This is a genomic window from Streptomyces sp. 7-21 (assembly GCF_016741785.1).
Classification (GTDB): Bacteria; Actinomycetota; Actinomycetes; order Streptomycetales; family Streptomycetaceae; genus Streptomyces.
Genome location: NZ_JAERRL010000013.1, coordinates 1 through 23,505, shown reverse-complemented (window position 1 = coordinate 23,505; position 23,505 = coordinate 1). Strand labels below are relative to the sequence as shown.

The window sequence follows — 23,505 nt, the reverse complement described above, 5'->3', positions numbered from 1 at the left end:
ATCCCCCTGTGGTTCCCCTGTGCGGATGCGGATTCACGCCACTGCTGTACGGCACTCCTGCCGCGCCCACCCTCACCCTAATCGCCGCAGACAGAACTCCCCACCCTCCCCGGCGCCCGGCGGTCGCCGCCGCGCGGGAAACCGGGGCAAAACCGGCGGCCGGCGGGAGAATTCAGCCTGCCGGGTCAAGGCGCACGGGATCGCCGAACAGCCCCCGCTCCCCGTCCGTCGGCACCAGGCGGACCAGCTGCCTGGCCTGCCGGGTGCACCACAGCGTCGCGTCCTCGCTGAGCATCGGCAGCGCCTCGGTCCGCTCGGCGGGAAGCATCAGCAGCCGTCCCAGCAGCCGGGCCTCCTCCGGCGACACCCGCTGCACGCCGGCGAGCGACGCCCGCCGCAGCAGCCGCTGCGTGGCCGGGCTGAGGTAGGGCAGCAGCGTGAGCACGGGCTGCCACGGCGCCGCGGTCACCCGGCCCCGGGGCGGACGCGCGCCGCAGTCCCGCACCACCAGCACCGGGTCCGCCACCGTGGCGCCCTGCGGCGGCACCCGCCCCACCTCGTGCAGAGTCAGACGGTCCTCGCCGGGCTGTCCCGCCGCCACCGCCTCGGCCACCTGCGTCCACAGCCGCGGCCTGGCGGTCTCCACCGCCACCCGCACGCCCGTGCCGACCGCGCGGAGCGCCAGCACCTGTGCCGTCCACACCCCGCCGATGAGCACGATCTCGTGGGGCAGCGGATGGTGGAGCCCCAGCACGGCCGGCCGCCCGCCCGGGTCCACACCGACGATCACGCCGTCGTCGCCCAGCGGCAGCGCGTGCCCGTCGAGTGCGGCGCCGGCCATCACGTGTCCGGCGAACGCCCGTGCCCCGCTCACCGGTCCGCCCCCACCGGCAGCGTGGCCAGCAGCCCCGGCACCTGCTCGCGGTCCATGCGTGCCAGGGCGACACCCGCGCCCCGCGCCGTGCTCGTCACGGCCCGGCTCACCTGCCGCAGCTCCCGCTCGCCCCGCCCGGCCACGCGGAGATGCCCCGTCAACGCCACGTCGCCACGCCCGTGGCGCCGGAGCGTCAGACCGAAGGCCGTGGCAAACCCCGGCACGGCCGTCAGCAGGGAGGCCACCGCGGCCAGCGGCGCGCCCTGGCCGGCCGGGTCCCCCAGCGCGGGCCACCGCGCCACCCGGAACGTCGTCTGCCACCGGTCGTCGCACCGCCAGGCCCGTGCGGTCTCCTCGGTCCGCAGCGGCGCGGGCCCGGGCTCGCGCGCCAGCCTGGCCGTGACAGCCGGGTCAGCCCCGGCCGCCGCCGCTACCGACGCCAGCAGCTCGGCCTCCGTCAGCAGCCGCGCCGCCACGCCCGCCCCAGCCAGCCGGCTCGCGAGCTGGGCGCCGGCCCGCAGCAGGCACCGCCGCGCCCCGGTCTCCCCGCCGCCGCGCTCGGCCACGGCGGCCGGGCACAGCTCGGGGTCCAGGCGCAGCGCCACCCAGGTCAGCCGCAGCGCGGGCGGCCCGCCCGCACCGCTCAGCGCGGCGTAGTTCACGCTGGCGACCGAGCGCGCCGGAAGCAGCGGGGTCGGCGCGGGCTGCGCGAACTGCACGCACCGGACGGACTCCAGCACGATGCCGTCCGTCTCCAGCGCCTCGCGCAGCAGCCGCAGCGGCAGGCCACCGTGCCCCGGCGGCTGCCGCAGCGGGGACGTCCGCGAGGGGGCGGTGTCGACGCGCAGCACGACCGTCAGCCCGCCGCCGTCCGCGGCCACGCCGGCCTCGCGCCCGTCCCGCCCCGCAACGGTGCCGGTCCGCAGCCCCGGCACGCACTCCTGCGCCAGTGTCGCGAGCGGGTCCGCCGGACTGCCGTCCGCCGCCGCTCCGGCAGCCAGGGCCGCCTGGCGCCTGCGCCGCCGCAGCCGGCGCGACGCGCCCGCCCGTTCCAGCAGCGACCGCCCGCCGGGCCGTACCACCCCCAGCACGGCGAGCCCGGCGGCGGGCACCGCTCCGGCGCCGAGCCCTGCCGTGCCTCCCGCGGCGTACCCGCACGCCAGGGCGGCCGCCGCCGCCTGTAAGCAGACCAGCGGCCCCAGCAGCGCGGGACCGGCCGACGCCCGCAGCCGCCGCGGCGGCACCGCCGTCGTCACCGTCATCGACCCCCCACATCCTCAGTCGAGTCTGTCAACGGGCATAGTAGAGGCACGCTCTGACAGACCGTCCGGGGAGCCCGCGCAGGCCAGCGGCCCGCGTGCGGGGACGGGCGCGGGAGCGCAGGGGGAGACAGGGGAGAGAAAAGGGGAGGGAACCCAGGGGCATGCCCTCACGCAAGGACGAGCTCAACGCCTATACCTTCGCCAAGCGCCGCACGCTCGCGGCGTTCGTCCAGCCCTCAGCCACCGGGACCGAGGAGAACGCGCCGCGCCCGCTGCGCGCCGTCCTGCCCGGCCTGATCACCGGCGCCCTGATCCTCGCCGGCTTCGGAGCCTGGGGGATGTTACGCCCGGCCGTGCCCGAGGGCTGGGACGAGCCCGGCCGCAACCTCATCCTCGGCAGCGACTCGACCACCCGCTACGTGGTCCTGGAGACCGGCGGCCAGCGGCAGCTGCACCCGGTCCTCAACCTCGCCTCCGCCCGCCTGCTGCTCGATCCCAGCACGTTCGGCATCGTCAGCGTCGACGACGCCGAACTGGACAACGGCGACATCCCCAGGGGCCCCACCCTGGGCATCCCCTACGCCCCGGACCGGCTCCCCGCGCCCGACGACGCGGGCCAGGAGAAGCCGTGGGCCGCGTGCCAGCGGCCCGCCGGCGACGGCGGCGGCACCCAGGGCGCCACGTTCCTGTTCGACACCGACGAGGCCCATCTGGTCGGCGGCCCCTCCCGGCTCACCGGCGGCGAGGCACTCTACGTCCGTGCCCCGGCGGACGACGGCGAGTTCACCGACTACCTCGTGGACGCCACGGGCACCAAGTACGCGCTGGCCGAGACCGGCGACGACGGCGAACTGCTCCGCCGCGTCCTCCTCGGCGACGCCGAGCCGCAGCCCGTCACGGCGGAGTGGCTCGACACGCTGCGCACCGGCTCCCCCATCCGCTTCCCCGACCTGCCCGGCGAGACCGGCGCCCCCGCCGACGTGCCGGGCCTGGACCCGGAGGCGGCCGTGGTCGGCACCGTCCTGACCGCCCCCACCGGCAGCGGCCCGCAGCACTACGTGGTGTACCCCGACGCGGTCGTCCCCGTCTCGGACTTCACCGCCCGCCTGCTGCTGGGCAGCCCCGAGGCCGCCGTCCTCGGCCAGAACGGCGAGGCGCTGCGCGTCGGCGCGCAGGACGTCAGCCCCGCGCCGGACAGCCTGAGCCCCGACGCCGAGAACGACTGGCCCACCCACGCCACCACCCCGGTCGGCGGCAACCGCACCACGCTGTGCTCCGTGCTCCTCGGCGTCGACCCGGAGGACGGCAGCCCGCGCCTGGCCACCTGGGCCGCCCCCGACTACCCGGCCCCGATCGCCAACGAGTCGGCCAGCGCCTACGTCACGCCGGGGTCCGGGCTGCTCTACCGCCAGGTCACCGGCGAACAGGCGGAGGCGGGCACCGTCTACCTCGTCACCGACACCGGACTGCGCCACGGCGTCCAGTCCACCGCCGCCGGGGAGGAGAGCGACGACGCGCGCACCCGCCTCGGCTACGGCGACGTCACCCCCGTGCCCGTGCCCGCCGAGTGGTCGCAGCTGCTGCCTACCGGGCCGCGGCTCGACACCGAGAGCGCGCGGCAGCCGCAGGGGGCGTAGGCACGCGCAGGAAAGGCAGCCACCATGAAGCGACGCTCCTCCGCCGGCGCCGTTGCCACCGCGCTGGCGCTCGCCGCCGCCCTGGCCGTTGTGCCCGCCGCCCCCGCGCGCGCCGACGCGGCGGGCACCTGCACGTTCCCGGCCGAGCCGATCGAGGAACGCCCCTGGTCGCTCCAGCGCCTGCTGCTCGACGAGCTGTGGCGGGACACCAGGGGCGAGGGCGTCGACGTCGCCGTCATCGACAGCGGCGTTGACACGGCAAACCCCCAGCTGGCCGAGGCGGTCGACGCCTCGCGCGGTGCGGACTTCACGCCCGCCGAGCCCGGCCCCGACGCCACCCCGCCCAGCCGCAGCCGCGGCGACGGCACCACCGACACCGTGGGCCACGGCACCAAGGTCGCCGGCATCATCGCCGCCCGCCCCGCCGACGGCTCCGGCTTCGTCGGTATCGCCCCCGGCGCGACCATCATCCCGATCCGGCAGAACGACGAGTACGGCAGCGGTACGGTCAGCTCCCTGGCCCGCTCCGTCGACCACGCCGTCGCCGAGGGCGCGGACATCATCAACATCTCGCAGGACAGTGAGCAGCCGCCCGCCGAAGACTCGGAGCTGGCGCGGGCCATCGCCGACGCGGTGGCCCAGGACGTGCTGGTCATCGCCTCCGTAGGCAACGAGGGCGCCGACGGCCGGGAACGGGAGACCTACCCGGCGGCCTACGACGGCGTGCTGGCGGTCGCCGCCTCGGACCGCAACAATGAGCGTGCCCCGTTCTCCCAGTCCGGGGACTTCGTCGACATCGCCGCGCCGGGCGTGGACATGGTCTCCACCGTGCCCGGCGGCGGGCAGTGCGTCGACCACGGCACCAGCTTCGCCGCCCCCTACGTCGCCGGCGTCGCCGCCCTGCTCCGCGCCAAGCATCCCGACTGGAGCGCGGAACAGGTCGCCACCCACCTGATGCAGACCGCGGAGCGCGCCATCCCCGGCGCCGACGCGGAACTCGGCTGGGGCGTAGTCGACCCCGTCCGGGCGCTGACCGACGACACCGCCGTCCCCGGCACCGCGCCCACGCCCGACGCGGCGGTGCCGCCAGGACCCGCCCCCGACGTTCCTCCGCTGACGGTGGGGGAGACGCACGCGGAACGCGACGAACGGCTCGGCACCTACGCCCTCGTCACGACCGTCCTGGCCGCCGCCACGCTGGCCGGCGCCGCCCTCGTCGTCCGCGACGCCCGGCGCCGCCGGGCGGCCGCGGGCGGCACGGCCCCCGCCGGGAGGACCGGGGGACCGGGCGGAACAGCGGCGCCGTAACGGCGCGCGCTATCGGAGAGATGCGGCGGAGGCAGCCGGCACCGCCAGGCGCCCTATCGCTGCTCCTGCCCGGCCCCGGCGTCCTTCCCGGCCGTCTCCTCGCTCTCCTCGGTGAGGTCGATGTCGAACTCGCCGTCGCGCGCGCCCAGGACGAACGCCTCCCACTCGGCGGCGGTGAACCGCAGCACGGTGTCGGGGTCCTTCGAGTTCCGCATGCCCACGGCCCCGCCGGGCAGATAGGCGATCTCCACCTTCTCGTCCTCGGGGCCGCCGGGCGCGCTCAGCCACTCCACACCCGAAATGTCCAGCGCGTAGAGCTCGTTCTTCTCGCGCTCCTTGCGGGCGGCGATCTCTTCTGGCGTCTCCGTTGAGGCCATCAGACGTGGCTCCTTCCTTGCCTCCCTGCGGCCCCCGGAGCCGGGGCCGCCTGCGGTGATCGTAACGCAGCTCTGCGTCACCGCGCGGGGCTGAGACGGGCCGCGGCCGTCAGAACGTGCGGAGCCACCAGTCGGTGCCCAGCAGCAGCACAAAACCCGTGACCAGCACGGCCATTCCCAGCCGGGTCCGGCCGCGCCTGCTCATCTCGATGACCGAGCCGGAGAGCACGAAGGCCGCGCCGTACAGGCCCAGCGACTGGAGCGACGAACCGTCGCCGAGCTGGATGACCAGCACGACCGCCATGGCCGTCATGGCCACCGCGGCGATCCCCATGCGCAGCCGCCGGGCTTGGCGGGGGGTGAGCGCCTGGCGTGGTGAAGTCACGACAGGAGGATAAGCGTTCCATCCGGGAACCACAGCAGCGGCCGGAGCGTGCAACGTGGCAGGGGGAGCGCCCGAAGACCGCGGCACGGACGGATTCGCCTTGGCATTCCGGTAGTTGACGTGGGTAGCATGACCGCACGGACGCAGCCGGGGGGCACGCGACCGCGGCGCAGGGCGCTGACGTTCAAGGGGAGGGAACACATGCAGGACGACCCCCGCCAGCCGGTAGGGCAGGGCGACCTGACCGTCGAGGAGGAGTCGCTCAGCGACTTCGCGCGGCGACTGGACGACTTATCCCTCAAGCTGGGGGCCTCTGTCGGTTCGCACGAGACTCTGGCGGGCCTGGGCATCACCGCCGCGCAGGCAGGCGGTTCCCTCGCGGAGATGACGAGTCTCACCTCGCGGTACGAGCACGTACTGGAACGCGTGCGCGCCCTGGCCAGAGTCCAGCGTGAGGCTATTGAGGCGCTGGGCATCGCGACCCTTATCTCCGAGCGCGGCTACGAGAACGTCGAAGCGGAGCAGATCGAACGTCTCCGCTCGCTCATGTCCGGCTGGGAGCAGGTCTACACCGCCGGCTCCGACCGCCGTCCGGCGACGACCACTGCGGGCGACCAGCCCGCCGGTGGCGGCGGCGGAGGCGCGCCCATGGCGCTGTAGACGCGCGCGGCGCGTCCAGCCGCGCAGCCCAACGACCGCCATCACCAGGGAGGGATCATGTCCGACGGAACCACGGGGGGCCCCGGCGACCTGCGGGTCGAAGGCGACCCGATCGCACGGCTCCTCAATGAACTCGGCGCGACCATCGAGTTCCTGCGGGGCGACCACAGCCAGCTCACCAGCGTGCTGTCCGACGTGACGGCCGGCTGGCGGGGCGCCGCGGCGACGCAGTTCGCCACCGGTCAGGGCGACGTCAACGTCAACCTCGACCGGCTCATCCAGGCGCTGACCAACCTCCAGGAGCTGGTCCAGATGAGCCGGGACGGCTTCCAGGCCGAGGAAGAGGAGCGCCTGGGCGAGCTGCGGAACGTCACATCCGACCTGCAGAACCTCAACCCGTCCATCCTCAACATCTGACGGCACCACCGAGAGCGAGGGACAACCATGAACATCAACGTCCAGTACAGCGCGCTGGATTCCGGTGCCGAGCGGATGAACACGGTGGCGGGCAACCTCGTCGAACGGCTCGAGACGCTCCAGAGCGGCCTGCGCTCCGTCGCCTCCGGGTGGACCGGTGAGGCGAAGCTGGCGTTCGAGGAGAACATGCGGCTGTTCACCACGGAGCTGGACAAGCTCCGCGTCATCCAGGCCAACACCGCCACCTCGGTGAGCAACGCCAGCGCCGGCTACGCGGCGACGGACCGTTACAACGCCCGGAGGTTCGGCCGCTGAGCCACGCTGCGGCCAGCCCCCACGACAGCCGCCGCACGGTGCCCCGGGCACCGTGCGGCGGCTGCTGTACGCGCCGGCGGCGGGCTGCTACTCCTCAGGCAGCCAGCCCAGCTGGACGAGCGGGGCGCTGCGCCGCCGGGTGGCGAAGACCGCCCGCCCCGGCGGCAGCGGCCGGGCCCGCACGCTGCCGATGATCTCGCCCTCCTTGGGGTCGCCCGACAGCAGCAGGCCCTGCGCCCCCAGATCCCGCATCCGCTGCAGGAACGGATCGAACAGCGCCCGTGAGACACCCGCCGCGTTCCGCGCCACGACGAAGCTGATGCCCACGTCCCGCGCGTAGGGCAGATGCGGCACCAGCTCGTTGAAGGCGTTCTTCGCCACCGACGACACCAGGTCGTGGTCGTCGATGAACACGAACGCCCGCGCGCCCTGCCACCAGCTGCGCGACCGCAGCTCCTGGATGCTGACGTCCTCGCGCGGCGCCCGCCGGGCGAACAGACCAGCCAGCGACGCCATGTCCGTCGTGAACCTGGCCTCGGTGGCCGCGTAGCTGGAGACGTATGCGCTGGGCGCCGTCATCAGCGACCGCCGGAAGTCCGTGATGACGAACCGCGCCTCGTCCGGCCGGTACCGGGCCGCCAGCTGCCGCATCAGCAGCCGCAGCGCCGCGGACTTCCCCGACTCGCTCTCCCCGACGACCAGCAGGAACGGATCCCGGTCGAAGTCGACGTACACGGGCCGCAGATCCGTCTCGCTGATGCCGATCGCCACCGCGTGCGGGGACGGCGGTTCCTCCGCCGGCAGGTCGGCCACGGGCAGCAGCGACGGCAGCATGCGGACCGGCGGCGCCGGCTCCTCCTGGTTCCGCTCCGCCACGGCCTGCACCAGCCGGGCGGTCCCCTCCGCCAGGTCCTCCGCCCGGCCAGCGCCGTCCACGCGCGGCAGCGCCGCCATCCAGTGGAGCTTGTCCGGTGTCTGGCCCCGCCCGGGCAGGCCGAGCGGCACGGCCGCCGCGACCTTGCGGTCGAACTCGGAGTCCAGCGGGTCGCCCAGGCGCAGCTCCAGCCGCGTGGTGAGCTGGTCACGGAGCGCGGGACGCAGCTCCATGTACCGCGAGGCCGTGATCACCAGGTGAACGCCGTACCCGAGCCCGCGCGAGGCGATGTCCGAGACGACCGGCTCCAGCGTCATGTCGTAGTCCTGCTTGAACGCCGCCCAGCCGTCGATCAGCAGGAAGACGTCGCCCCATCGCTCCTCCGGCAGGCGGCCGGCGGCGCGCAGCCGCCGGAACGTCGCCATCGAGTCGATCTCGTGGCGGCGGAAGAGCTCCTCGCGCCGGGCCAGGATCCCCGACACCTCCCCGATGGTGCGGCGCACGCGGTCCGGGTCGAGGCGCGAGGCGATGCCGCCGACGTGCGGCAGGCCCGCCACGGCGGACAGGCCGCCGCCGCCGAAGTCGAGCCCGTAGAACTGCACCTGCCGCGGCGAATGCGTCAGCGCGAAGGAAGCCACCAGGGTCCGCAGCAGCGTCGACTTGCCGGACTGCGGCCCGCCGACCACCAGCATGTGCCCGCCGGCACCGGAGAAGTCGCGGACCAGCGGCTCCCGCCGCTGCTCGAACGGCTTGTCGATGAGCCCCAGCGGCACCGTCAGCCGGCCGTCCCGCCCCGGCGGCTCCTGCCAGTCCGGCAGCAGCTGGTCGAGGGTCGGCGGCGTCTGGAGCGGCGGCAGCCACACCTGGTGCGCCGCGGGGCCCTGGCCCTCCAGGCCGCGGACGATGACGTCCAGGAGCGTGTCGGCCAGCGGATCGTCCCGCAGCTGCCCGGCGCCGTCCGCCCCGTCCGGGGGGGCCTCCGGCCCGCCCGGCTGCCCGGCGCCGCCGGCCGGGACGGGCACCGGCGCCGCCGTGAACAGCACCGGACGCCGGGACGCCACCTGGCCGCCGGGCGGCGGCGCCACCGGCCCGTCGGCCGAGGGCTCCCGGTAGGGACCCGAGACGTACGCCGCCTTGAACCGGGTCATGGTGTCGGTACCCGACTTCAGGATCCCGGACCCCGGCACCTGCGGCAGGTGGTAGGCGTCCGGCGTGCCGATGGCCGTGCGCGACTCGGCCGCGGAGAACGTCCGCAGGCCGATCCGGTACGACAGGTAGGTGTCCAGGCCCTTCAGCCGCCCCTCCTCCAGCCGCTGCGAGGCCAGCAGCAGGTGCACGCCCAGCGACCGCCCGATCCGGCCGATCTGGATGAACATGTCGATGAAGTCGGGCATCGCTGACAGCAGTTCGGAGAACTCGTCGATGACGATGACCAGGGACGGCAGCGGTTCGAGCGGCGCCCCGGCGGCGCGGGCCCGCTCGTATTCGAGGAGACTGGCGTAGTTCCCCGCCGCGCGCAGCAGCTCCTGGCGCCGCTGGAGCTCGCCGCGCAGGGAGTCTCCCATCCGGTCCACCAGCGTCAGGTCGTCCGCCAGGTTGGTGATGACCGCCGAGACGTGCGGAAGGGAGGCCATGCCGGCGAACGTGGCGCCGCCCTTGAAGTCCGCCAGCACGAAGTTCAGCGTCTCCGAGGAGTGCGTCACGGCCAGGCCGAGGACCAGCGTGCGCAGCAGCTCCGACTTGCCGGAGCCGGTGGCGCCGACGCACAGCCCGTGCGGGCCCATGCCCTCCTGCGCCGCCTCTTTCAGGTCCAGCATCACCGGCTGCCCGTCCTCGTCCACGCCGATCGGCACGCGCAGCCGGTCGCCCGCCGCGCGCGGCCGCCAGGCGCGCTCGACGTCCAGCGCCGCCGGATCGCCCAGGCCCAGCAGATCGGCGAAGTCGAGGTTGGCCAGCAGCGGCTCCGTCTCGTCCGCGCCGCCGTCGGTCATCCGCAGCGGCGCCAGCTGTCTGGCCAGCGCCTCCGCCGCGGGCAGCGGCAGCGCGTCTGGTGTCCCCTCGTACGCCAGCCCGTCCGGGGCCTGCAGCCGCAGCGAGCCGGGGCGGCAGAACACTGACAGGCCGGGCCGCGGCGGGCCGTCCTCCCCGGGGGCCACCTCCACCACGGTCACGCCCTGGATGCCCTCCGCCGAGGCGAACACCGAGTCCGGGGGGATGCGCGCCCCGTCCAGCAGCAGCACCACGTGCGGCCGGTCGAGCACCGGCTTGCCGTCGGCCGCGAACCTGCCCCGGCCCTCCAGGCCGTCGGCGAGCTCCCGCTCGGCCTCTGCGACCGAGCCGCAGACCAGGCGGCGGCTGCCCGCCCCGTCCACCGTCTCCAGCTGGACGTGCGGCAGCCACTTCACCCACTCCCACCGGTCGTGCGGCGTCACCACCGCCAGCGTCAGGTCCTCCGGCGAGTGCAGCGCCGCCAGGGAGGCCACCAGCGCCCGTGCCGTGTCGCAGACCACCTCCGCGTCGCCCCGCAGCGTCATCCGGTAGAAGCCCCGCAGCGACACCGCCATCGGCAGCCCGGACACCGTGCCGTGCGTGTCGACGAACCGCGCCAGGGCCCCGGCGGTCAGCGGCTCCAGCTCGTCAACCGGCGCCGTCTCCGGCTCCACCAGCGGCGTCGCCAGCGCGTGGTCGCCCAGCCCCAGCCTCACCTGCCCGAAGTCCGGGTCCGCCGGGCGCCGCTCCCAGACCCGGCTGCCCTCGGCCACCAGCGCCCACAGCTGGTCGGGCGCCGGATGCAGGTACAGCTGCGCCTTCCGCTGGGCCTGTGCGGTCTCCCGCACCTGGGCCCGCACCCGCGCCAGGTACTTCAGGTAGTCCCGGCGCACCTGTGCCAGCTGTCCCTGCGTGCCGCGCCGGAACCGCACCACCATCGCCACGACCATGCCGGCCGTGGACACCAGCATCAGCATGCCCATGATCCGCATGAACGGATGGGCACCCGGCATGAAGAAGAAGACCACTGACGAGCCCATGCCCAGCATGGGCACGACCTGCATCAGCACCCCCTCTTGCGGCCCCTTCGGCAGCTCCGGGGGCGGCTGCAGCCGCACCTCCTCGCCGGGAACCTCCTCGGGTAAGGCCCGTGGCGGGCGCTTCACCACGATCTGGCTCACACGCAACTCCCCCCGCGTGGACGCTCTCGTCGTCTCGCAACGCTGAGCGGATCCTACTGGCGGCCACGGACAGCACGCCCGGTAGGGTGTTCAGCGCAGCCCGTGCCCAAACGCCGTTACGCGCATCTCGTGCGCCCGAGGGGGGAAACGTTTCGTGAGCACGTCAGCGGCCGCGCAGCGGCATGCCCAGAACTCCCGGCACACCAGCCAGGCGGCGGCCCAGCCGGTCCGGTCCGCCACCGGCTTCTGCCGCGTCACCATCGCCGCGCCGGACAGCCGCACCGACGTGGCGCTGCCCGAGGACCTGCCGCTGGCCGATCTGTATCCCGAGATTCTCCGCCTGGCCGGCCAGGCCCCCGAGCCCGGCGCCCCGGTCGGCTACCACCTCGTCCGCCGTGACGGGACGGTGCTCGACGGCACCCGCACCCTCGCCGCCCAGCGCGTCCTGGACGGCGAGGTGCTCGCCCTGCGGCCGTTCGCCGACTCCCTCCCGCCGCCCGTTCACGACGACGTGGCCGACGCCATCAGCGAGGCGGTCACCCACGACCGGCGGCTGTGGAGCGACGCGATGCTGCGCACGGCAGGCCTGGCCGGCGCCGGCGTTCTCGGCGCCCTTACCGCCGCCGTGCTGTGGTTCGCCGGCCCCTCGCCGCGCGAGACCCACGGCGTGCCCGGGGTGGCCGCCGCCGTCTTAAGCCTGCTGCTCACCGCCTTCGCCGCAGTCCGCGCCCGGGTCTACGCCGACAGCGGCGCCGCTGTCGTTCTGGGCCTGGCCGCCCTGCCCAGCGCACTGGTCGCCGGCACCGGTGTGCTCCCGCTGGACGAGGGCCACGGCCCCGGCCGCCTCGAACTGCTCCTCGGCTGTGCCGCCGTGCTGCTGCTCTCGGTGGTCCTCGCGGCCGCCGTGCCGGGCGGCGCGGCCTGGTTCACCGCCGGGGCGTGTGCCGCCGCCACCGGCCTGCTGGCGGCGTTCGGCGCCATCGTCACCGGCGCCCGCCCTCTGGACGCGGCGGCCGTCTGCGCCCCCGTCGCCGTGGGGGCGATTGCCTTCCTCCCCGGGCTCGCCGCCGGGATCGCGCGGCTGCCCGCCGGCTACGCCGCGCCCGCGCCCCCCGGCCCGGGCGGCGCCCCGCCCGCGGGGCCAGCGGGGCCCACGGGCCCCGTCGACGCCGAGCGCGTGGCCGCCCAGGCCCGCCTCGGCCACCGGATCCTGCTCGGCCTCACCGGCGGCTTCGCCGTCCTGGCTGCCACCGCCGTCGCCGTCCTCGGGTTCTCCGGCGGCGAGCGCAGCGGCTACGGCCAGCTGCTCGGCCTCGCGACGGCCTGCGCCCTGCTCACGCGGGCCCGGCTGTTCCGCTATGCCGTCCAGGTGGCGGTCATGCTGGCCGCGGGCCTGGTCTCCCTGGTGCTTCTCGTCCTCGGCTTCGCCCTGCACGGCCCGGCCGGCGGCGACGGCTCCGGCCTGCGCACGCTCTGGCTGGCGACCGCTGTGGCGGCCGGTGCCGCGCTGCTGACCGCCATCGCGCTGCGGGTGCCGAGCCGCGGGCTCAGCCCCTTCTGGGGCCGGGTCTTCGACCTGGTCGAGAGCGCCCTGCTGCTGTCCCTGATTCCGCTGTGCCTGGCGGTGCTCGGCGTGTACGGCGAGGTGCGCGGCCTGACCAGCGGCTGAGCCCGGCGCCGGCCGCACCGCCGCAGGGAGCGGCGATGACCGGAAGGACCGGGAGGGCCGCGAGGATCGGGGGGACGGGGGACGGGGGACGGGGAGATGGAGGAAAGCAGCCTCCACCAGCCGATGTGCCTGGTGATGTCGCGGTGCGGTAGCCTGCGTAGCGGCCGTTTGCGTACGCGCCCCCGGAGTCATCTGGAGGAAGCGCTCAGCGGACCCCGCCTCCCGAGTCGTGGAAGTTCCCCTGTGAAGAAGGTCCAGGGGCACTCGGTGGCTTGATCGTTCACATTCAAGGAGTACGTGTGTCGTCGCTCGACGCCGCTACGAAGCAGAAGATCATTGCCGAGTTCGCCACCAAGGAGGGCGACACCGGCTCCCCCGAGGTCCAGGTCGCGCTGCTCTCGCGCCGCATCTCGGACCTCACCGAGCACCTGAAGACCCACAAGCACGACCACCACTCCCGCCGGGGCCTGCTGCTGCTGGTCGGCCAGCGCCGCCGCCTGCTGCAGTACCTGGCGCGCAAGGACATCCAGCGCTTCCGCACCCTGGTGGACCGGCTCGGCATCCGCCGCGGCGCGGCAGGCGCTCGCTAGCGAGGCGACACAGGGAGCGGCTCCTGCGGGCCGCTCCCTTCGCCGTACCCGCACCGGGTACGGCGCACGTTCCCGGACAGAACCAGGCCGCCCGGGCCCCTGCCTTTGTAGTCTGGTCCCACAAGAGAAGACCGCAGCACGCACGAGATTCCGTGGTAACGGCGGGGCGCCTGTTTACTGCCGCCGGTCCTCGGTAGTGGCCCTCGGGCAGCGCCCCGGGAGCTTCGATCGATGACCGGCCCGTAGGAGGTGCTCCACCACCCCGTTCCGTGGCCCCGTGCGGCACGGAACGCATTCATGAGGAGAACACACAAGGTGGAGAACGAAACCCACTACGCCGAGGCCGTCATCGACAACGGCGCCTTCGGCACCCGCACGATCCGCTTCGAGACGGGGCGCCTGGCCAGGCAGGCCGCTGGCTCCGCCGTAGCTTACCTGGACGACGACACCATGGTGCTGTCGGCCACCACCGTCTCCAAGACGCCCAAAGAGCAGCTGGACTTCTTCCCGCTGACCGTCGACGTCGAGGAGCGCATGTACGCCGCGGGCAAGATCCCCGGCTCCTTCTTCCGCCGCGAGGGCCGCCCCTCCGAGGACGCGATCCTCACCTGCCGCCTGATCGACCGTCCGCTGCGCCCCTCCTTCAAGAAGGGCCTGCGCAACGAGATCCAGATCGTTGAGACGGTCATGGCGCTCAACCCCGAGCACCTGTACGACGTGGTCGCCATCAACGCCGCCTCGTGCTCCACCCAGCTGGCGGGGCTGCCCTTCTCCGGCCCCATCGGCGGCACCCGCGTGGCCCTCATCCGCGGCCAGTGGGTCGCCTTCCCGACCCACACCGAGCTGGAGGAGGCCGTCTTCGACATGGTCGTCGCCGGCCGGGTGCTGCCCGACGGTGACGTCGCGATCATGATGGTCGAGGCGGAGGCCACCGAGAACACCATCGAGCTGATCAAGGGCGGCGCCACCGCTCCCACCGAGGAGGTCGTCGCCGAGGGCCTGGAGGCCGCCAAGCCGTTCATCCGGGTCCTCTGCCGGGCCCAGGCCGACCTGGCCGCCAAGGCGGCGAAGCCGACCGCCGAGTTCCCGCTCTTCCTCGACTACCAGGACGACGTCCTGGAGGCGCTGAGCGCGGCCGTCCGTGACGACCTGGCCCGCGCCCTGACGATCGCGGACAAGCTCGAGCGCGAGGCCGAGCTCGACCGGGTGAAGTCGGTCGCCGCCGAGAAGCTGCTGCCGCAGTTCGAGGGCCGCGAGAAGGAGATCTCCGCCGCGTACCGGGCCCTGACCAAGGAGCTGGTCCGCGAGCGCGTCATCCGCGACAAGGTCCGCATCGACGGCCGCGGCGTCACCGACATCCGCACGCTGGCCGCCGAGGTCGAGGCGATCCCGCGGGTCCACGGCTCGGCCCTCTTCGAGCGCGGCGAGACGCAGATCCTGGGCGTCACCACGCTCAACATGCTGCGCATGGAGCAGCAGCTCGACACCCTCTCGCCGGTGACGCGCAAGCGCTACATGCACAACTACAACTTCCCGCCCTACTCCACCGGCGAGACCGGCCGTGTCGGCTCCCCCAAGCGCCGCGAGATCGGCCATGGCGCCCTCGCCGAGCGCGCCATCATCCCGGTGCTGCCCAGCCGCGAGGAGTTCCCCTACGCGATCCGGCAGGTCTCCGAGGCCCTCGGCTCCAACGGCTCGACCTCCATGGGCTCGGTCTGCGCCTCCACGATGTCGCTGCTCAACGCCGGCGTGCCGCTGAAGGCCCCGGTCGCGGGCATCGCCATGGGCCTGATCTCCCAGGAGATCGACGGTGAGACCCACTACGTGACGCTGACCGACATCCTCGGCGCCGAGGACGCCTACGGCGACATGGACTTCAAGGTCGCCGGCACCCGCCAGTTCGTCACCGCTCTCCAGCTGGACACCAAGCTGGACGGCATCCCCGCCTCCGTGCTCGCCGCCGCCCTGAAGCAGGCGCGTGACGCCCGCCTCCACATCCTGGACGTGATGAGCGAGGCCATCGACGTCCCGGACGAGATGTCGCCGAACGCGCCGCGGATCATCACGGTCAAGATCCCCGTGGACAAGATCGGCGAGGTCATCGGCCCCAAGGGCAAGATGATCAACCAGATCCAGGAGGACACCGGCGCCGACATCACCATCGAGGACGACGGGACGATCTACATCGGCGCCGCCGACGGCCCCTCCGCGGAGGCCGCCCGCGCCACGATCAACGGCATCGCCAACCCGACGATGCCCGAGGTCGGCGAGCGGTACCTGGGCACCGTGGTCAAGACCACGACCTTCGGCGCCTTCATCTCCCTGCTGCCGGGCAAGGACGGGCTGCTGCACGTCTCCCAGATCCGCAAGCTCGCCGGCGGCAAGCGCGTGGAGAACGTGGACGACGTCCTCACCGTCGGCCAGAAGGTCCAGGTCGAGATCGCCGAGATCGACCAGCGCGGCAAGCTCTCGCTGGTACCCGTGCTCGACGAGGAGACCGCCGGCTCCGCGAAGGACGCCGCCGACAAGTGACGCGCGCGCACCGCGGCACGGCCCGCCTCGCCCTCCCGGCGCGGCGGGCCGCGCCCTCCCCGTCCTCCCGCATGTCCGCGGCCACCCGCACCCTCCGGAAGGGCGAGAACGGCGCCGGCACCGTCCGCAAGACCGTGCTGCCCGGGGGCCTGCGCGTGGTCACCGAGTCCGTGCCCACGGTGCGGTCCGTGTCGTTCGGCATCTGGGCCCGGGTCGGCTCCCGTGACGAGACGCCCGCGCTCAACGGCGCCACCCACTACCTGGAGCACCTGCTGTTCAAGGGCACCCGGCGCCGGTCCGCCCTCGACATCTCCGCCGCCATCGACGCCGTCGGCGGGGAGATGAACGCCTTCACCACGAAGGAGTTCACCTGCTACTACGCGCGGGTCCTTGACGCCGACCTGCCGCTGGCCATCGACGTCGTCTCCGACATGCTGACCAGCTCGGTCATCGCGCCGGAGGAGGTCGAGGCCGAGCGTGACGTCATCCTCGAAGAGATCGCCATGACCGAGGACGACCCCAGCGACCGGGTGCACGACCTCTTCGCGCACACCCTCCTCGGTGACAGTCCGCTCGGACGGCCGGTGCTGGGCACCGCGGAGACGGTCAACGGCCTGACCCGTGACCGCATCGCCCGCTTCTACCGGCGCCACTACCAGCCGGACCGGCTGGTGGTCACGGCCGCGGGCAGCCTCGAGCACGACACGGTCGTCCGGCTGGTCAAAGAGGCGTTCGACCGCGCGGGGGCGCTGCCCCGGGACGGCGGCGCCGAGCCAGTGCCGCCGCGCGGCGGCACGCGGGCGATCCGCGCCGCGGGCCGCGTCGAGGTGCTGCGCCGCCGCACGGAGCAGACCCACCTGGTCCTCGGCATGCCCGGCGTCTCGCGCCATGACGAGCGGCGCTGGGCGCTCGGCGTGCTCTCCACCGCCCTGGGCGGTGGCATGAGCTCCCGGCTGTTCCAGGAGATCCGGGAGAAGCGCGGGCTGGCGTACAACGTCTACACGTACACCTCCGGCTACGCCGACTGCGGCATCGCGGGCGTGTACGCGGGCTGCCGCCCCGACCGCCTGAACGAGGTGCTGGCGATCTGCCGTGACCAGCTCGCCGAGGTGGCCGCGAACGGCCTCACCGAGGAGGAGACGCGCCGCGCCATCGGCCAGCTCTCCGGCTCCACCGTGCTGGGCCTGGAGGACACCGGCTCCCTCATGCACCGCCTCGGCAAGAGCGAGCTGTGCTGGGGCGAGCAGCTGTCGGTAGACGGCATGCTGGAGAAGATCGCTGCCGTCACGCCCGACGACGTCCGGCGGGTGGCCGCCGACGTGCTGGGCCAGCGGCCCGCCCTGTCCGTGATCGGGCCGCTGACCGAGCGGCAGGCCGCGCGCCTGTCCGAGTCCGCCGCCTGACGCACCGACCCACTGACGTAAGGGAGTACCCCCGTGACAAGGCTGCGCGTGGCCGTCATCGGCGCCCGCGGGCGCATGGGATCCGAGGCCGTCCGGGCCGTGACCGCCGCCGAGGACATGGAGCTGGTCGCGGCGCTCGGCCGCGGCGACGACCTCCAGACGCTGGTGTCCTCCGGCGCCGAGGTGGCCGTCGAGCTGACGCACCCCGACGCCGTGATGGGCAATCTGGAGTTCTGCGTGCGCCACGGCATCCACGCCGTCGTGGGCACCACCGGCTGGACCGAGGAGCGGCTGGCCGAGGTGCGCGGCTGGCTGTCCGCCTCGCCGGACACGGGCGTGCTGATCGCCCCCAACTTCGGCATCGGCGCCATCCTGGCGATGCGCTTCGCCCAGCAGGCGGCGCGCTTCTTCGAGTCGGCCGAGATCGTCGAGCTGCACCACCCGAACAAGGCGGACGCCCCCAGCGGCACGGCCGTGCGCACCGCGGAGCTGCTGGCCCGGGCCCGCCAGGAGGCCGGGCTGGGCCCGCAGCCTGACGCCACCACGAGCGCGCTGGAGGGGGCGCGGGGCGCCGACGTCTCCGGGGTGCCGGTCCACGCGGTGCGGCTGCGCGGCCTGGTCGCCCACCAGGAGGTCATCTTCGGCGGGGAGGGCGAGACCCTCACCATCCGGCACGACTCCATGAACCGGGCCTCGTTCATGCCGGGCGTGCTGCTCGGCGTGCGCCGCGTGCCCCGCACGCCGGGGCTGACGTTCGGTCTTGAGCACTTCCTCGGTCTGGACGGCTGAGCTGTGGGCGGCAGGACCGGGTACGCGCTGCTGTCGCTGGCGCTGCTGGTCTACCTCGGGCTCGCCGGGCACCGGGGCGTGGTGCTGATCGCCCAGGGCTCCTGGGTGACGGTGTCCTTCGGCATGGCCGTGCTGGTCCTGCCGCTGCTCGGGGCGTGGTTCCTGTGGCGCAGCACCCGCTTCGTGCGGGCGGCGCACCGGCTCGCCCGCGAGCTGGAGGCGGAGGGCGGCCTGCCGGAGGACGACCTGCCCCGCACCCCCAGCGGGCGCGTGGACCGGGACGCCGCCGACGCCCTGTTCGCCCGCCGCCGCGCGGAGACGGAGGCGGCGCCGGACGACTGGCGCAACTGGTTCCGGCTGGCGCTGGCGTACTACGACGCCCGTGACACCCCGCGCGCCCGCAAGGCGATGCAGCACGCCATCAGCCTGCACCGGGCCGGCGCACGCCCGGCGCGCTAGAGGTGCCCGGCCGCGTGTCCCGGAGCGGTCTGGTTCTCCTCGGCCCACGCCTCCAGCACGTCGGCGGCCCGGTCGAAGGCCGCGGGCCGCGCCAGGAAGTCCGCGTTGTGGTCGGTGACCAGCGGCCGCAGCGGCTCGCCGTGCCGCCGTTCGATCTCCACGGCCTGTCCCTGGACGGTGCGCGGCGTGCCGAGCCACTTCACCGGCTGCTGCACCGTGTGGACGCGCGCGATTTCCCGCCAGCGCAGCGTCTGCGTGGTCAGCAGCCCGACCCGGCGCAGGCCCCGTGAGCTGACCCAGATGCCCATGCGCAGCAGGCGCAGCGCGAAGGCGATGGCCAGCACCCCCACGCTCAGCGTGGCGGCCGCGCCGGAGGGCGCGCCCGCCACGGCGATGATGGCGGCGGAGATCAGCACGTAGGCGGCCATCAGCAGCGTCACCGCAGCGGCGGCGACGCGCCAGGGGCCCGGCCGGTAGGGGCGGCGCCAGGCTTCCCTGGCGAGCTGGGCGGAGGCGGACTCCAGTTCGACGGAGCTGGCGTCCTGGTCACCCGCGAGAAAGGCAAGGGGCACGGCTGGTCCTCAGTCGTCTCACAGTGCGGCGGGGCGGCCTCGGCCGAGGCGCGCGGCGCTGTGATCGGTGAGGCTACCGCGTTCAGCGGTTCTCGGCTGCCTCAGGGCCCTCCGGGCGCGGATGGTTCTCGGCGTCAAGCGCGGGTCCGGCCAGAATCAGGGCGCCGACAAGCCCGGAGATCACCACCAGCGCGAGCAGCGCGTTGCCCAGCACGCGGCCGGGCGTCAGCCGTGTCCGCGGCGGTATCACGTCGCTTGCGAAACGGTCCCGCTCGTCCATCGCGGTGCGCTCCCTCCCCTGTCCCCTGAACAATCCCCTGAACAGCCCTCTAACAAAACTATCACCTGAAGAATCCGACTCCCGTCGGCAACGACCGGTTTGCCCGCCGCCGGCCGCCACTGTCAGCGGCGGCTCATAGGGTGGGTCCCGCTTTCACCCGCCACGTGCCTGAAGGGGAACCAGGTGACTGACACGCCCAGCTTCCGCAGCGACGTGACCGTCGAGCTCGTCAAGCACAGCGCCTCCGACACGGACGTGCTCTGGGCAGCGAGGGTCTCGACGGCGGGGGAGAAGTCCCTGGAGGAGATCAGCAAGGACCCGGAGCGCTCCAAGGGGCTGATCAACTTCCTGATGCGCGACCGGCATGGCAGCCCGTTCGAGCACAACTCGATGACCTTCTTCATCAGCGCGCCGATCTTCGTCTTCCGGGAGTTCCACCGCCACCGCGTCGGCTGGTCGTACAACGAAGAGAGCGGCCGTTACCGGGAGCTGCGCCCCGTGTTCTACGTGCCCGGCAAGGACCGGAAGCTGGCGCAGCGGGGCCGCCCCGGCAAGTACGAGTTCGTCGACGGCACGCCCGAGCAGCACGAGCTGGTCGGCAAGGTGCTGGAGGACAGCTACCGGCAGTCCTACGCGGCGTACCAGGAGATGCTCCGCGCGGGGGTCGCCCGCGAGGTTGCCAGGGCGGCGCTGCCGGTCGGCCTGTTCTCCTCGATGTACGCCACGTGCAACGCCCGCTCCCTGATGCACTTCCTCGGCCTGCGCACCCGCCACGAGCAGGCGGCGGTCCCGTCGTTCCCGCAGCGCGAGATCGAGATGATCGGCGAGCGGATGGAGGAGGAGTGGGCCCGGCTCATGCCGCTGACGCATGCCGCCTTCAACGCGAACGGGCGTGTGGCGCCGTAGTCCCGGTCCCGCCTCATCGCCCGGGCGAAGTGTCCGTATTGCACACTTTCGCGACAGTCATCTAAGGTGACGGAACGGACCCGGCGCTGCCTGAACCCCCGAGCAGGCGGTGCCGGGCTCCCTTACTCCCGCGCCCCGAGGGAGCGCGGGCAGCACAGCTGCGAGTAGCGTGGATGCCATGGCTCCGACCTCCACACCGCAGACCCCCTTCGGGCGGATGCTGACCGCCATGGTGACGCCGTTCACGGCGGACGGCTCGCTCGACATCGACGGCGCCCAGCGGCTGGCGGCGCACCTGGTGGACGCAGGTAACGACGGCCTGGTCGTCAACGGCACCACCGGCGAGTCCCCCACGACCAGCGATGCGGAGAAAACCCAGCTCATCGAGGCCGTCGTCGAGGCCGTCGGAGACCGCGCGCACGTGCTGGCCGGGGTCGGGACCAACGACACGCGCCACACCGTCGAGCTGGCGCGCGCCGCCGAGCGGGCCGGTGCCCACGGGCTGCTCGTCGTCACCCCGTACTACAACAAGCCCCCGCAGGAGGGCCTTTACCAGCACTTCACGACGGTGGCCGACGCCACCGGCCTGCCGGTGATGCTGTACGACATCCCCGGCCGCAGCGGCGTTCCGATCACCACCGAAACGATGGTGCGGCTGGCCGAGCACCCGCGCATCGTGGCCAACAAGGACGCCAAGGGCGACCTCGGCCGCGCCAGCTGGGCTATCGCCACGACGGGCCTGGCCTGGTACTCCGGTGACGACATGCTCAACCTGCCGCTGCTGTCTGTCGGCGCGGTCGGTTTCGTCTCCGTCGTCGGCCACGTCGCCACGCCCGAGCTGCGCGCGATGCTGGAGGCGTACACGGGCGGTGACGTCGCCAAGGCCACAGAGATCCACCAGAAGCTTCTGCCGGTCTTCACCGGCATGTTCCGCACCCAGGGCGTGATCACCTCGAAGGCCGCACTCGGCTTCCAGGGACTGCCCGGCGGCCCGCTGCGGCTGCCCCTCGTCGGTCTTACCGAGGAGGAGACCGCGCAGCTGCGGCAGGACCTGTCCATCGGCGGGGTCCAGGTGTGACCCCGCCGCGGGTGAGGCCGCCGGACGCCCGACCCCGACGTCACCGTTGCGGACGGTGATAACTGAATACCGACACTTCGCATACAGTCACGCGCGCCACGCGCCCGGCCACGGGCAGGTGGCGCGCGTGGTCAGGAGAGTCTCTTGAGTCATCCTCACCCAGAACTGGGCCCGCCCCCGAAGCTGCCTGAAGGAGCGCTGCGGGTCACCCCGCTGGGCGGCCTCGGCGAGATCGGCCGGAACATGACCGTCATCGAATTCGGCGGGCGGCTGCTTATCGTCGACTGCGGCGTGCTCTTCCCCGAGGAGGAACAGCCTGGCATCGACCTGATCCTCCCGGACTTCACCACGATCAGGAACCGCCTGGACGACATCGACGGCATCGTGCTGACGCACGGGCACGAGGACCACATCGGCGGCGTGCCGTACCTGCTCCGCGAGCACCCCGACATCCCCCTCATCGGCTCCAAGCTCACCCTCGCGCTGATCGAGGCCAAGCTCCAGGAGCACGGTATCCGCCCGTACACGCTCCAGGTGAGCGAGGGCCACCGGGAGCGGATCGGCCCCTTCGACTGCGAGTTCATCGCGGTCAACCACTCCATCCCGGACGCCCTGGCGGTCGCCATCCGCACTCCCGCGGGCATGGTGGTGCACACCGGCGACTTCAAGATGGACCAGCTGCCGCTTGACGGCCGCCTCACGGACCTGCGCGCCTTCGCCCGGCTGGGCGAAGAGGGCATCGACCTGCTGCTGAGCGACTCGACCAACGCCGAGGTCCCCGGGTTCGTCGCGCCGGAACGCCAGATTTCCGGCGTGCTGGGCCAGGTCTTCGCCAAGGCCGAGAAGCGGATCATCGTCGCCAGTTTCGCCAGCCACGTCCACCGCATCCAGCAGATCGTGGACGCCGCGCAGGAACACGGCAGGAAGGTGGCCTTCGTCGGCCGCTCGATGGTCCGCAACATGGGCATCGCCCGGGACCTGGGCTACCTGCGGGTCCCGGCGGGCACGCTCATCGACCTCAAGAGCCTGGACGACCTGCCGGACAACGAGGTCGTCCTGGTCTGCACCGGGTCGCAGGGCGAGCCGATGGCGGCGCTGTCGCGGATGGCCAACCGGGACCACCAGATCCGGATCGTCGAGGGGGACACGGTCATCCTGGCCTCCTCTCTCATCCCGGGGAACGAGAACGCCGTCTACCGCGTGATCAACGGGCTGACGCGGTGGGGCGCCAACGTGGTCCACAAGGGCAACGCCAATGTCCACGTCTCCGGCCACGCCTCCGCCGGGGAACTGCTGTACTTCTACAACATCTGCCAGCCGAAGAACCTGATGCCGGTGCACGGTGAGTGGCGTCACCTGCGTGCCAACGCCGAACTCGCCGCGATGACCGGTGTGCCGGCGGAGCGGATCGTGATCGCGGAGGACGGCGTCGCCGTCGATCTCATCGACGGCAAGGCGAAGATCGCGGGCAAGGTCCAGGCCGGGTACGTCTACGTCGATGGCCTGTCCGTGGGCGGCGTCACCGAAGCCAACCTCAAGGACCGGCGGATCCTGGGCGACGAGGGGTTCATCTCCGTGTTCGTCGTCGTGGACAGCAGCACCGGCAAGATCGTGAGCGGGCCGAGCATCCACACGCGCGGATCGGGCATCGAGGACTCCGACTTCGCCGAGGTGATCCCCAAGATCGAAGAGGTGCTGGCGCGGTCAGCGCAGGACGGCGTCGTAGAGCCGCACCAGCTCCAGCAGTTGGTGCGCCGGACGGTGGGCCGGTGGGTCTCTGAGACGTACCGCAGGCGGCCCATGATCATGCCCGTCGTCGTGGACGTCTGAGCCCCATCTGCGGGGCGGGGCGCCTCGATTTGCATCCGGGCGCCCCGCTCCAGTACGTTTACGTCACCGCCGAGGCGGGAAGGGCCTCCGGCCCAACCGGCCCGGGTAGGTGGACACT

21 protein-coding genes are annotated in these 23,505 nt (G+C 73.2%); 14 read left to right on the top strand and 7 right to left on the bottom strand.

The annotated features are described in order from the left end of the window. Positions 1 to 172 precede the first annotated feature (172 nt). The gene (locus JK356_RS16825; protein WP_374100664.1) at positions 173 to 874 is read right to left on the bottom strand and encodes a hypothetical protein; all 702 of its coding nucleotides are present in this window, start codon (positions 872 to 874) and stop codon (positions 173 to 175) included. Beyond that, positions 871 to 2,136: a type VII secretion protein EccE gene (gene eccE / locus JK356_RS16820; protein ID WP_201869001.1), complete on the bottom strand. Its 1,266-nt coding sequence runs from the start codon at positions 2,134 to 2,136 to the stop codon at positions 871 to 873. Before eccE ends, JK356_RS16825 begins: the two co-directional genes overlap by 4 nt. Before the next feature lie 161 nt (positions 2,137 to 2,297). Here eccE and eccB point away from each other — a divergent pair, with 161 nt between their 5' ends. Together eccB and mycP are read left to right on the top strand one after the other, a co-directional pair. Beyond that, a complete protein-coding gene (gene eccB, locus JK356_RS16815) occupies positions 2,298 to 3,773 on the top strand; it encodes a type VII secretion protein EccB (RefSeq protein WP_201869000.1) in 1,476 nt (491 codons plus the stop codon). Between the two features lie 24 nt (positions 3,774 to 3,797). Beyond that, positions 3,798 to 5,081 (top strand): type VII secretion-associated serine protease mycosin, encoded by a 1,284-nt coding sequence (gene mycP / locus JK356_RS16810; protein ID WP_201868998.1) that lies wholly within the window; start codon positions 3,798 to 3,800, stop codon positions 5,079 to 5,081. Between the two features lie 53 nt (positions 5,082 to 5,134). Here the strand turns inward: mycP and JK356_RS16805 are convergent, their stop codons facing one another. Further along, positions 5,135 to 5,458: a DUF397 domain-containing protein gene (locus JK356_RS16805; protein ID WP_201868996.1), complete on the bottom strand. Its 324-nt coding sequence runs from the start codon at positions 5,456 to 5,458 to the stop codon at positions 5,135 to 5,137. A gap of 109 nt (positions 5,459 to 5,567) precedes the next feature. Further along, positions 5,568 to 5,843, bottom strand: coding sequence for a hypothetical protein (locus JK356_RS16800; RefSeq protein ID WP_201868994.1), 276 nt, complete (start codon positions 5,841 to 5,843; stop codon positions 5,568 to 5,570). 201 nt (positions 5,844 to 6,044) lie between these two features. On the opposite strand from JK356_RS16800, the gene JK356_RS16795 reads away from it, so the two are divergent. The 3 genes from JK356_RS16795 to JK356_RS16785 are packed head-to-tail and all read left to right on the top strand — an operon-like array spanning position 6,045 to position 7,235. Further along, positions 6,045 to 6,503, top strand: a complete 459-nt coding sequence (locus tag JK356_RS16795) for a hypothetical protein (RefSeq protein WP_201868992.1) — start codon at positions 6,045 to 6,047, stop codon at positions 6,501 to 6,503. A 57-nt stretch (positions 6,504 to 6,560) separates the two neighbouring features. Then, positions 6,561 to 6,920, top strand: a complete 360-nt coding sequence (locus tag JK356_RS16790) for a WXG100 family type VII secretion target (RefSeq protein WP_201868991.1) — start codon at positions 6,561 to 6,563, stop codon at positions 6,918 to 6,920. Positions 6,921 to 6,947: 27 nt separating this feature from the next. Further along, positions 6,948 to 7,235, top strand: coding sequence for a WXG100 family type VII secretion target (locus JK356_RS16785; protein WP_201868989.1), 288 nt, complete (start codon positions 6,948 to 6,950; stop codon positions 7,233 to 7,235). 87 nt (positions 7,236 to 7,322) lie between these two features. Here JK356_RS16785 and eccCa read toward each other — a convergent pair whose 3' ends face one another. Continuing rightward, complete coding sequence (gene eccCa / locus JK356_RS16780) at positions 7,323 to 11,279, bottom strand: type VII secretion protein EccCa (protein ID WP_201868987.1); 3,957 nt, start codon at positions 11,277 to 11,279, stop codon at positions 7,323 to 7,325. Positions 11,280 to 11,433: 154 nt separating this feature from the next. Between eccCa and eccD the strand changes: the two genes are divergently transcribed. The 6 genes from eccD (at position 11,434) to JK356_RS16750 (ending at position 18,721) form a co-directional block, all read left to right on the top strand. Further along, positions 11,434 to 12,948 carry a type VII secretion integral membrane protein EccD gene (eccD, locus tag JK356_RS16775; protein ID WP_201868979.1) on the top strand — a complete coding sequence of 505 codons (1,515 nt, stop codon included), beginning with the start codon at positions 11,434 to 11,436 and terminating at the stop codon, positions 12,946 to 12,948. Positions 12,949 to 13,247: 299 nt separating this feature from the next. Continuing rightward, positions 13,248 to 13,538, top strand: coding sequence for a 30S ribosomal protein S15 (rpsO, locus tag JK356_RS16770; RefSeq protein ID WP_201868975.1), 291 nt, complete (start codon positions 13,248 to 13,250; stop codon positions 13,536 to 13,538). 315 nt (positions 13,539 to 13,853) lie between these two features. Then, the gene (locus JK356_RS16765) at positions 13,854 to 16,070 is read left to right on the top strand and encodes a polyribonucleotide nucleotidyltransferase (protein WP_201869183.1); all 2,217 of its coding nucleotides are present in this window, start codon (positions 13,854 to 13,856) and stop codon (positions 16,068 to 16,070) included. Between the two features lie 71 nt (positions 16,071 to 16,141). After that, positions 16,142 to 17,473 carry a pitrilysin family protein gene (locus JK356_RS16760; protein ID WP_201869182.1) on the top strand — a complete coding sequence of 444 codons (1,332 nt, stop codon included), beginning with the start codon at positions 16,142 to 16,144 and terminating at the stop codon, positions 17,471 to 17,473. A gap of 33 nt (positions 17,474 to 17,506) precedes the next feature. Further along, positions 17,507 to 18,262 carry a 4-hydroxy-tetrahydrodipicolinate reductase gene (gene dapB / locus JK356_RS16755; protein WP_201868971.1) on the top strand — a complete coding sequence of 252 codons (756 nt, stop codon included), beginning with the start codon at positions 17,507 to 17,509 and terminating at the stop codon, positions 18,260 to 18,262. 3 nt (positions 18,263 to 18,265) lie between these two features. Next, positions 18,266 to 18,721 (top strand): hypothetical protein, encoded by a 456-nt coding sequence (locus JK356_RS16750; protein ID WP_201868969.1) that lies wholly within the window; start codon positions 18,266 to 18,268, stop codon positions 18,719 to 18,721. On the opposite strand, the gene JK356_RS16745 is transcribed toward JK356_RS16750, so the two are convergent. Continuing rightward, positions 18,718 to 19,293, bottom strand: coding sequence for a hypothetical protein (locus JK356_RS16745; RefSeq protein WP_201868967.1), 576 nt, complete (start codon positions 19,291 to 19,293; stop codon positions 18,718 to 18,720). The two genes, JK356_RS16750 and JK356_RS16745, sit on opposite strands and share 4 nt — an antisense overlap. An 82-nt stretch (positions 19,294 to 19,375) precedes the next feature. Continuing rightward, positions 19,376 to 19,573, bottom strand: a complete 198-nt coding sequence (locus tag JK356_RS16740; RefSeq protein WP_201868966.1) for a hypothetical protein — start codon at positions 19,571 to 19,573, stop codon at positions 19,376 to 19,378. A gap of 183 nt (positions 19,574 to 19,756) precedes the next feature. On the opposite strand from JK356_RS16740, the gene thyX reads away from it, so the two are divergent. From thyX to JK356_RS16725, 3 genes are all read left to right on the top strand, one after another. Further along, a complete protein-coding gene (thyX, locus tag JK356_RS16735; protein ID WP_201868965.1) occupies positions 19,757 to 20,479 on the top strand; it encodes an FAD-dependent thymidylate synthase in 723 nt (240 codons plus the stop codon). Positions 20,480 to 20,657: 178 nt separating this feature from the next. Continuing rightward, on the top strand, positions 20,658 to 21,557 hold the full coding sequence (gene dapA, locus JK356_RS16730; protein WP_201868964.1) for a 4-hydroxy-tetrahydrodipicolinate synthase: 900 nt from the start codon (positions 20,658 to 20,660) through the stop codon (positions 21,555 to 21,557). A gap of 144 nt (positions 21,558 to 21,701) precedes the next feature. Then, a complete protein-coding gene (locus tag JK356_RS16725) occupies positions 21,702 to 23,387 on the top strand; it encodes a ribonuclease J (RefSeq protein WP_201868961.1) in 1,686 nt (561 codons plus the stop codon). Positions 23,388 to 23,505 lie beyond the last annotated feature (118 nt).

Bases quoted from the DNA above. Each gene is read 5' to 3' on its own strand.
- JK356_RS16795 (WP_201868992.1), top strand. From the start codon at position 6,045: ATGCAGGACGACCCCCGCCAGCCGGTAGGGCAGGGCGACCTGACCGTC.
- eccB (WP_201869000.1), top strand. From the start codon at position 2,298: ATGCCCTCACGCAAGGACGAGCTCAACGCCTATACCTTCGCCAAGCGC.
- mycP (WP_201868998.1), top strand. From the start codon at position 3,798: ATGAAGCGACGCTCCTCCGCCGGCGCCGTTGCCACCGCGCTGGCGCTC.
- JK356_RS16740 (WP_201868966.1), bottom strand. From the start codon at position 19,573: ATGGACGAGCGGGACCGTTTCGCAAGCGACGTGATACCGCCGCGGACA.
- JK356_RS16760 (WP_201869182.1), top strand. From the start codon at position 16,142: ATGTCCGCGGCCACCCGCACCCTCCGGAAGGGCGAGAACGGCGCCGGC.
- JK356_RS16790 (WP_201868991.1), top strand. From the start codon at position 6,561: ATGTCCGACGGAACCACGGGGGGCCCCGGCGACCTGCGGGTCGAAGGC.
- eccE (WP_201869001.1), bottom strand. From the start codon at position 2,136: ATGACGGTGACGACGGCGGTGCCGCCGCGGCGGCTGCGGGCGTCGGCC.
- JK356_RS16805 (WP_201868996.1), bottom strand. From the start codon at position 5,458: ATGGCCTCAACGGAGACGCCAGAAGAGATCGCCGCCCGCAAGGAGCGC.
- JK356_RS16785 (WP_201868989.1), top strand. From the start codon at position 6,948: ATGAACATCAACGTCCAGTACAGCGCGCTGGATTCCGGTGCCGAGCGG.
- dapA (WP_201868964.1), top strand. From the start codon at position 20,658: ATGGCTCCGACCTCCACACCGCAGACCCCCTTCGGGCGGATGCTGACC.